Below are 9,805 nucleotides of genomic sequence, written 5' to 3' on the forward strand. Positions count from 1 at the left end.
AAGGGTAATAAATTTATATTGGAAATTATGTGATTTTGATATAATTACTAGATATAGATTTTTAAAATATGAAAAGGAAAAAATGACAGCGTATATTAGTATAGGAACAACCAATAGTGGCAATCAAGAAAGACAAGGCTTTTTAATGCAAAATGAAAATAAACTTTTGCAACAAGGTTATATCTATCCAAAATCTCTTAGAATGGCAAATAGACATTGGGTTTTAGTCGATATAGTTTTAGAACTTATAAAAAAAGATAAATTAAGTCAAAATCCATTGGACGATTTAGAAGATGTGCGTTTGATTAAGGCTGTTGAGAATTTCAAAATAGAGGCCACAATACATAAAGATAAGAAATTTATATTTTCTGCAGAAGGGATAGTTTGGGATTTTTCTACTAAAAGACATATAGAAATTCTTAAAAGTGTTTTAAATGCTTTAGGATTTGATGAAATTTATGAAATTATTTACTTTAGAGATACTCTTGGATATTTAAATTCTCATTGTTCTCAAGATATTAAAAATAATATGGGGTTTTATAGTGCTGATTTTAAGCCTGATGAGCATCCTAGAAAATATATATTTGATTATAAGTGGATTTGCGAGAGCCATATAGAAGTATTTGGTGAAAAAAGTTTAATAGTGAGACTTTTGAAGGAAGAATATGTTGGCGGAACATTACTTAAAGATTTTGTATATCATTTAGGTTTAGAATGGGATGATGAATTTTCATTAAAGCAAAATAAAAATGAAAGTTTTAATCTTTTAGGTATGGAGCTTCAAGGAAGACTTATAAAAAAAGATTTGCATGGGCAAAACATAAATTCTTTACTTTATACGGCTAGAAAAATTTTTGAAGGTGCTAATGAGGATAGGTTGAAATTTAGAGTGCAAAAAGAAATAGCAAAAGCTTATGTTGATTATTATGCTCCTTCACTTGAGTGGGTTAGAGCTAAGTATTTTCCACACAGAAAAAGCTTATTTGAGCCGATTAATTGGGATGAGTATGAAGAAAATCCAACCTTAACCCAAACCAAAGAAAGTGATTGGGATAAAATAGCTGATTTTATAGCAGAAATTATTGTGTCTAAAAATAAAATTATCCAGTCTTTAAAAAGTAATTAACGCAATGTTTTAACATTGCGTTAATTATATGCTTTTTCTAGCATATTTTTGATACTTTGAAAATCTTCAAAATTTTCAGGACTTATAAATTCAGCATTGAGACTTTTTCCATAGTGTTTTTCAATTTCAGCTACTAAAGCCATAATATCAATACTATCTATAATGTCTTCACTTACTAAATTTTGCATTGTTTCATCAATATCGGTTCTCTCTATGTTCATAAAAAACTTTTTAATATTTTGCATATTTATCCTTTTTTTGTTTAAAATAATAATGATTATTATATCTTATTAATATTGAAATTTATAAGAATTTGATAATATATTATCTTTATTAATTTGAGAAAGTTTTAAATGATTGCAAGTGTTATTTGGCTTACAGGTTTAGCAGGTAGTGGAAAAAGTACTATAGGTAAAGCATTATATGAGAAATTAAAAAATGAACATAAAAACATTATCTATCTTGATGGAGATGAATTAAGAGATTTACTAGGACATTATAGCTATGATAAGCAAGGTCGTATAGATGTAGCATTAAAAAGATCCCAATTTGCTAAATTTTTAAATGATCAAGGTATGATAGTAGTTGTAACAACCATATCTATGTTTAATGAAATTTATAAACATAATAGAGAAAATTTAAAAAATTATTTTGAGATTTATATTAAATGTCCAATGGAAGAATTAATAAAAAGAGATCAAAAAGGACTTTATACAAAAGCTTTAAATGGTGAAATTAAAAATGTTGTAGGTGTTGATGTAAAATATGATGAACCAAATGCACATTTTATACTAGATAATTCATTGCAGGATAATTTAGATAAAAAGGTCGATATAATATTTGATTTAGTAACAAAGGAGTTTCATGAAACAAGGTGACTTTAGTGAAGTTGCAAAACATTATCACAATAGACCAGCATACTCAAGTATGCTTATAGAAAAACTCATAAAATGTGTAAATGACCAAAATAAAAGCACATTAAAAGTTGTAGAAGTAGGTGCGGGTACGGGAAAGCTTACTAAAATGCTTGCTGATGAGTTTAACCTTTGTATAGATGCAGTCGAGCCAAATGATAATATGCGTGAAGAGGGTATTAAATTTACTCAAAATTCACAAAATATTACTTGGTATAAAGGCAGTGGAGAAGAAACTACCATGCCTAGTAATTATGCTGATTGGGTAATCATGGCCAGTTCTTTTCACTGGACAGATCCTAAAAAATCCTTACCTGAGTTTGCAAGAGTGCTTACAGGGGGGGGGTATTTCACTGCTATATGGAATCCACGCCATATAGCTAAAGGCTCTGTGTTTTATGAAATTGAAGAGGAAATTAAACATATTATACCAGAGCTTACTCGTGTAAGTAGTGGGGTGCAAAATGTTAAAAATTGGGAAGAAATCTTAGTAAGTACTGGAGATTTCAAGGATTGCTTTTTTATGGAGTGCGATTATAAAGAGCTTTGGAGTAAAGAGCGTTATCTTGGGGCTTGGCATTCTGTAAATGATATTCAAGCACAAGCTGGAAAAGCTAGATGGGAAGAAATTTTAAAAATGATAGAAAATAAAATTTCTTCTATGGATATGATTGAAATTCCTTATAAAATCCGTGCATGGACGGTGCATAAGGCATAGTAAAATCCTTTAGCTTTTTTAGCTTTGCTATTAAAGTTAAAGGAAAAAAATGGAAAAAATAGTAGAACAAGTTTGGGATTATACTAAGCATGCAAAATTTTATTCATATAGACCAAATTATGCACCACTTAGTATAGATATGCTAGTAGAGCTTGCTAAAAGAACTAGTCAAAGTTCAAAGATAAAAGTTGCAGATATTGGAGCAGGTACAGGGAATTTAAGTATTATGCTTTTAGAGAGAGCTTGTAAAGTGGTAGCGGTTGAGCCAAATGATGCAATGCGTGAAATTGGTATAGAAAGAACTCAAGGTCAAGATGTAGAATGGGTAAGAGCTACCGGTATTGACTCTACTTTAAAAGATGGAGAGTTTGATTGGGTGAGCTTTGGAAGTAGCTTTAATGTGATGGATAGATCAATGGCACTAAAAGAAAGTCATAGATTACTCAAAAAAGGATGTTATTTTACTTGTATGTGGAATCATAGAGATTTAAATGATCCTATTCAAAAAATAGCAGAAGATATTATTGTTAGTTTTGTTCCAAATTATACAAGAGGCACAAGAAGAGAAGATCAACGCCCTATTATAGAAGCACATAAAGAGCTTTTTGATAATATTATTTATTTGGAAGAAGATTTTTACTTTCATCAAAGTGTAGATAATTATATCAATGCTTGGAAAAGTGTAAAAAATCCTTATTGGGATCTTGAGACTAAAGAAGGTAATGAGTTGTTTGAGAAAATCACTGATAAGTTAAAACAAGAATTACCAGGTGAATTTGATATCAAATATACAACAAGAGCTTGGAGTGCAAAAAAAATATAAAAGAGTGATATTATGGATAGATTAGTTTTTCAAACAAAAGCAAGAAATTTACAGAATTTAAAAAATATACTTAAAAATGCAAAAGTTTTAGATGTAGTTATCACTTCTTTAAAAGAAATCATTCAAGATAAAGAAGAAGTGCTTAAAAAAATTATCAATCTAAATGCGAAAAAACTAATCATCCGTAGTTCTTCTAATAGCGAAGATAGTTTAAAAAGCTCCAATGCTGGAGCTTTTCTAAGTTTGGCTAATGTAGATATTAATGATAAAAGCCAACTTTTTAATGCTTTAGAAAAAGTAGGTCATTCTATGCCTAGTGAGAATGATGAAATTCTAATCCAACCTATGCTTTTAGATATTAAAAAATGTGGTGTTGCTTTTAGTGTAGATAAGGATAATTTTGCTCCATATTTTTGTATAGAATATGATGAAAACGGCTCTAATAGTTCCATTACAGATGGAAGTGCTAAAAATGCTAAAACATATTTTCACTACCGTGAAAATGAAGATATAAAAGATCCATATATGCAAAAAGTTATTTTATTATTAAAAGAACTTGAAAGTTTATATGGTTGTAATTTTTTAGATGTAGAATTTGCTTTTAATGAGCAAGATGAACTTTTTTGCTTGCAAGTTAGACCTTTAATAATGCAAGAAAAAATTAATCTTTTTAATAACTTGCCTAAAGAAGCTTTACATAGACTTTATAAAAGATTTGTATCTTTACAAGAACCAAGATCTAGAGTGCTTGGAGATAAAGCCATTTTTGGTGTAATGCCTGATTGGAATCCAGCAGAAATTATAGGACTTAGACCAAAAAGATTAGCTTTTAGTCTTTATAAAGAAATCATTACAGATAATATTTGGGCTTATCAAAGAAATAATTATGGCTATAGAGATTTAAGATCGCACCCTTTAATCCATTCTTTTTTAGGTATTCCTTATGTAGATGTGAGACTTTCTTTTAATTCTTTTATACCAAAAACACTGGATGAGAGTATTGCTAAAAAGTTAGTTAATTATTATTTAGATAAATTATATGAAAATCATGAGTTGCACGATAAAGTAGAATTTGATATAGTATTTTCTTGTTATGATTTTCATATGGTTGATAAATTAGAATGCTTATTAGATCATGGTTTTAATAAAAATGAAATTAAACGCATTGAATTTTCTTTATTAAATCTTACTAATTCTATTGTTAATATTAAAAATGGCTTATGTTTAAAAGATATAGAAAAATCAAAACAAATGATTGTATATTATGAAAATATTATGCATTCAGATTTTTCACCATTAGATAAAATTTATTGGCTTTTAGAAGAGTGTAAAAGATATGGAACATTACCATTTGCTGGTGTTGCAAGGGCTGCGTTTGTGGCCATGACTATGCTTAATTCTTTGGTGGAAATTAGATTTTTTAGCAAAGAAGAAAAAAATGAATTTTTAAATTCTCTCCACACCGTTAGTAAAACTTTGAGTTATGAATTAGCAACTTTAAATGAAAATAACAAACAAGATTTTTTAAAACAATTTGGTCATTTAAGAGCAGGGACTTATAATATTTTATCTCCAAGGTATGATGAGGATTTTGATGGGTATTTTGATTTAAAACAAAAAAGTGAAATTCAAAAAGAAAAGGAATTTAAGATTAGCGATGATAAATTGCAAAAACTTGATCAAATTTTAAAAGAACATGGAATTGAAGTTAATGCAAAAGAATTTTTTAGCTTTTTGAAAATAGCTATAGAAGGACGCGAATTTATTAAATTTGAATTTAGCAAGCTCTTATCTAAAGCTATATCACTGATAGAGGATCTTGGAAATTATTATGGAATATCTAAAGAAGATATGGCCCATTTGGATATTAAGAGTATTTTAAATTTGTATTCTAGTGTGTATTCTAAAAATCCAAAAGATAAATTTTTGAGTGAAATTAATGAAAACAAACAAGAATATCAATTAAGTTTAGCTATAAAACTTCCGGCTTTACTAACTGATGCACATCAAATATTTGGGTTTTTTACTAGCTATATTCATCCAAATTTTATCACGCAAAAAAGCATTAGTGCTAATATTGCTCTAGAAAATGAACAAGATTTAAAAGGCAAGATAGTGTTAATCTATGCAGCTGATCCTGGATATGATTATTTATTTACTAAAGATATTGCAGGTTTTATCACTTGCTATGGTGGTGCAAATTCACATATGGCTATTAGAGCTTCTGAACTTGCTATGCCTGCTGTTATTGGTGTAGGTGAAGAGAATTTTAAAAAATATCTTCAAGCAAAAAAAATTAAAATTGATTGTCAAAGTGAGCAGATATTTTGTCTATGAAATTTATAGCTATTAGTCAAAGAATTTTAGAAAATCAAGATTATTATGAATTAAGAGAGTGTTTGGCACTTGATTGGGGAAGTTTTTTTAAAAAAGAATTAAGTGAGTTTTTGCCTCTTCCATTGAGTTATGAAATTGATTTTAAAAATTATATCTCTAGTATTAGTGCTGTGATTTTAAGTGGGGGTAATGATTTAAACTCTTGTAAATTTTCTTTTATTAATCAAAAAAGAGATGAGTATGAAAAAAACATTATAAAACATTGTATGCAAAATAACATTCCACTACTTGGGGTTTGTAAAGGAGCACAGATGATCGCTTCTTATTTTAATTCTACTATTTGTCCTTGTAAAGATCATGTTGGAAATCATGAAGTGTATTTAAAAGATCAAATAATTAATGTTAATTCATATCATAATTTTGCTATTAAAACATTAGGTAATGAGCTTGAGGCGTTAGCAAATGCAAAAGATGAAACAATAGAAGCTTTTAAGCATAAAAAATTTAGTATTTACGGTCTAATGTGGCATATTGAAAGAGAAAATGGTATGAGCGAAAAAAGTATTTTTAATGCGTGGTTAAAGGATATAAAATGAGAGCTATAATTTTAGCAGCAGGGTTTGGTTCAAGGTTAATGCCTTTAACAAAGAACAATCCAAAATGTATGGTTGAATATAAAAATAAAAAAATCATAGACTATGAAATTCAAGCTTTAAAAGAAAATAATATTCATGAGATATGTGTAGTTGGTGGATATTTATTTGATGTTTTAAAGGATTATGTGGGTAAAAATCATAATTTGGAGTTGTTTTATAAAAATGAAAACTATGATAAAACTAATATGGTCCAGACTTTATTTTGTGCTAGAGATTTTTTGCAAAAGTGTATTGAGGATGAGCAAGATTTGATTGTTTCTTACGCTGATATAGTTTATTTTAAAGATAGTATAGAAAAACTCAAACAATCAAAAGATGATTTTGCTGTTATTGTGGATAAAGCTTGGAAAGAACTATGGTTAAAAAGGTTTGAAAATCCACTTGATGATGCTGAAACTTTAAAATTACATGATGATTTTATAGTAGAGCTTGGCAAAAAAGCAAAAAGTTATGATGAAATTCAAGGGCAATATATAGGCTTATTTAAATTTTCTCATCATTTTTTAAAAGAAGTTTTAAAAACTTATGATGAGCTTGATAGAACTTTACTTTATGATGAAAAAGATTTTAAAAATATGTATATGACAAGTTTTTTACAAATTTTAATAAATAAATACAAAAATGCAAAAGCTATAAAAATCAATGGAAATTGGTGCGAGATAGATTTTATGAGCGATTTAAGAGTGGAGATTTAAGAGTTTTTACTCAAAACTTTCCTATCAATCTTCCCATTTGCATTTAAAGTAAATTGTTCTATTTTAACAAATTTCTTAGGTATCATGTAAACAGGGAGTTTGTCTTTTAAAAAGTTTTTAAAATCTAACTCTTCCTTACTTTCATAAAAGCAAATAATTTCTTCTTTAAAAATACAAGCACAATTTCTTACATTCTCATGAGAATTGATAATACTTTCTATCTCTCCAAGTTCTATGCGATGACCCATATATTTGATTTGATGATCTATCCGTCCATAATATAAAAGTTCACCAAATTCATTATAAGCTACCACATCACCTGTTTTATAAAGCAAATCTAGGTAATTATCATGCAAAGGATTTTGCACAAAAGCTTGCTTTGTTTTTTCTTTATCGTTGTAATAGCCTAAAGAAAGACAAGTTCCTCTTACATAAAGCTCGCCTTTAATTCTCACTTGACTTGGAGTAATTAAATTTAAATTTTCATCAAAGACTAAAAGTTGGGTATTTTTACAAGCTTTTCCTATAGGTAAAAGCTCATCATCGCTAAATTGCCTATCAACTATGTAAAAAGAGCATACATCGGTAATTTCAGTAGGTCCGTAAAGATTAGCAAATAAAGCACTAGGAAGGTATTTGCGCCAAATGTTGAGTTGTTTATTTGGCATGATTTCACCACAAAAAAGAATTTTGTTTAAATTTTTTAATTTGGTGCTATCTACCGCATTGGTATTAGCAAAATAAATCAGCACTGAAGGTACCCAAAAAATTGTTGTTATTTTTTCTTGTTCTAGATACTCTAAAATTTTATTTGGAAAAGCAAAAAGATGATTAGGCAGTATATGAAGCGTAGCTCCCATTTTAACAGAGCTAAATATATCTAATATGCTATTATCAAAGTAAAATGGCGCTTGATTAGCAAGTATATCTTCATGGCTTAGCTTAAAAGTTTCACATACCCAAAAAGTATAATCAATCACACTTTTATGGCTTATGCTTACTCCTTTTGGAGTTCCTGTGCTTCCGCTTGTAAAAAAGACATAAAGTAAATTAGTATCTATGTGATCGTTTAAAGCTTTTTCTAAAGCATTTTCATTTATATCAAAGCTTTCAAAATCTTCTGTAAAAATGATATCAAGACTAAAATCTAAATTTAATTTTTTAGAAGTAATTAAAAGCTTTGGTTTTAAAACTTCTATGACTTTTTCTACACGCTCTTTAGGGCTTTTTTCATCTAAAAGTGTATAAAAATTTCCACTTTTTGCTACACCAAAAAAAGAAAGCAGACAATCAATCCCTTTAGGAAGTATGATTAATACAGGATCTTGTGTATTTTTAGTAGGAAGTTTAGAAAGAATTTTACTTGCTATTTTTTTACTTAAATCATCAAATTCTTTATAGCTTATACTTCTACCATTAAACTCAACAAAAGCATTTTTACTTCCAAATTTAGCAACACTTTCTTGTAAAAAATCATTGATATGAGTTGTCATGAGCTTCCTTGATTTTTTTAGTTATAATAGCATATAAATTATAATATCAAGAAAGAAAAACATGCTTAAAAATGAAACTTATTTTATAGACTCTTGTGATGATGTAGAATTAAATATAAAAAGAGAAAGTAAATTAGAATATAGAATTACTTATGATGATAGTAAGCAAATGAAAGCTATTGTTTTTATCATAGGTGGATTTGGAGCAAATGCAAATATACATTTTCTAGAAAGTTATAGAAATTTTATAGCTAAAAAATTTGATGTAGTAGCTGTAAATGTATTTTATCATTGTTTTTGCCAAAGAGTTTCTGATGTGGATAAATATAGCGCTGAAATGACTTTTTTATTAGACGATATAAGAACATTTGAAAAGGCTTTCAGGGATTTTGAAATAGAATTTGAAGTGCTAGATAATACAAAAAATATAGAAAAATATTATCAAATTCTTGATCAAAAAATGAGTGTATTAAAAGAACAAGGAATTTTAAATCAAGACTATAAGGTTGAGTTATCTGTAACTTTTATCCCACCCAACAATGAGTATAATAATTTTGCCATTATGCCTGCTATCGATCATATCAATGCCTTAAAAGATATAATAAAAAATTATCCTCAATTTAAATCTTTACCTAAAATTTACGGGGGGGGGGTCATACGGTGGCTTAGTGGCACTAATGTGTGCTAAAATAGCTCCTTGGTATGTAGATGGAGTAATAGATAATTCAGGTGCTGCATTGCCTCCATTAAGATATATCATAGGAAGGGATTTAAATAAAGGTGATGCTATTTTAAACGAAGATGAGTTAAATAGTAAAGTTCATTGTTATGTGGAAACTTATTGGACACGCAAAAACCCAAACTCACCTTATTATTTTGCTGATGAAAATTATTTAATAAGAGCTTTACTTAATAAAGATCATTTGATTTTACAAGCTCAAAAGAATAAAAATATTATTTATACAAGTTATCATAGTGCTAAAGATGACTTAACTCCAGCTGATCATAAAATTTCTATGATAGAAATTTTAAAAGCCTTAAAT

9 protein-coding genes and 1 pseudogene are annotated in these 9,805 nt (G+C 28.1%); 8 read left to right on the top strand and 2 right to left on the bottom strand.

Going from position 1 to position 9,805, the window contains the following annotated elements:
• Positions 1-82: 82 nt before the first annotated feature.
• Positions 83-1,126 carry an acyl carrier protein gene (locus L8X38_RS08205; protein WP_263661752.1) on the top strand — a complete coding sequence of 348 codons (1,044 nt, stop codon included), beginning with the start codon at positions 83-85 and terminating at the stop codon, positions 1,124-1,126.
• Positions 1,127-1,146: 20 nt separating this feature from the next.
• Here the strand turns inward: L8X38_RS08205 and L8X38_RS08210 are convergent, their stop codons facing one another.
• Entirely contained in the window at positions 1,147-1,371 is a 225-nt protein-coding gene (locus L8X38_RS08210) for an acyl carrier protein (RefSeq protein ID WP_087698989.1), read from the bottom strand.
• 108 nt (positions 1,372-1,479) lie between these two features.
• On the opposite strand from L8X38_RS08210, the gene L8X38_RS08215 reads away from it, so the two are divergent.
• Genes L8X38_RS08215 through L8X38_RS08240 form a run of 6 tightly spaced genes read left to right on the top strand, consistent with a single transcriptional unit; the run spans position 1,480 to position 7,269 of the window.
• A complete protein-coding gene (locus L8X38_RS08215) occupies positions 1,480-2,004 on the top strand; it encodes an adenylyl-sulfate kinase (protein WP_263661748.1) in 525 nt (174 codons plus the stop codon).
• The gene (locus tag L8X38_RS08220; RefSeq protein ID WP_263661749.1) at positions 1,991-2,758 is read left to right on the top strand and encodes a class I SAM-dependent methyltransferase; all 768 of its coding nucleotides are present in this window, start codon (positions 1,991-1,993) and stop codon (positions 2,756-2,758) included. Before L8X38_RS08215 ends, L8X38_RS08220 begins: the two co-directional genes overlap by 14 nt.
• A 49-nt stretch (positions 2,759-2,807) precedes the next feature.
• Positions 2,808-3,581, top strand: coding sequence for a class I SAM-dependent methyltransferase (locus L8X38_RS08225; protein ID WP_263660016.1), 774 nt, complete (start codon positions 2,808-2,810; stop codon positions 3,579-3,581).
• Positions 3,582-3,593: 12 nt separating this feature from the next.
• Entirely contained in the window at positions 3,594-5,918 is a 2,325-nt protein-coding gene (locus L8X38_RS08230) for a PEP-utilizing enzyme (RefSeq protein ID WP_263661750.1), read from the top strand.
• Complete coding sequence (locus L8X38_RS08235) at positions 5,915-6,514, top strand: gamma-glutamyl-CDP-amidate hydrolase (RefSeq protein WP_263661753.1); 600 nt, start codon at positions 5,915-5,917, stop codon at positions 6,512-6,514. The genes L8X38_RS08230 and L8X38_RS08235 overlap by 4 nt, the downstream gene beginning before the upstream one ends.
• Positions 6,511-7,269, top strand: a complete 759-nt coding sequence (locus L8X38_RS08240; protein ID WP_258108305.1) for a phosphocholine cytidylyltransferase family protein — start codon at positions 6,511-6,513, stop codon at positions 7,267-7,269. The genes L8X38_RS08235 and L8X38_RS08240 overlap by 4 nt, the downstream gene beginning before the upstream one ends.
• Here L8X38_RS08240 and L8X38_RS08245 read toward each other — a convergent pair.
• Positions 7,266-8,762, bottom strand: a complete 1,497-nt coding sequence (locus L8X38_RS08245) for an amino acid adenylation domain-containing protein (RefSeq protein ID WP_263661751.1) — start codon at positions 8,760-8,762, stop codon at positions 7,266-7,268. The genes L8X38_RS08240 and L8X38_RS08245 overlap by 4 nt on opposite strands.
• Positions 8,763-8,823: 61 nt before the next feature.
• Between L8X38_RS08245 and L8X38_RS08250 the strand changes: the two are divergent.
• Positions 8,824-9,805, top strand: a pseudogene (locus L8X38_RS08250) (DUF2920 family protein); the annotation flags it as partial.

It is taken from the genome of Campylobacter sp. CNRCH_2014_2452 (genome assembly GCF_025772865.1).
GTDB classification, from domain to species: Bacteria; Campylobacterota; Campylobacteria; order Campylobacterales; family Campylobacteraceae; genus Campylobacter_D; species Campylobacter_D lari_D.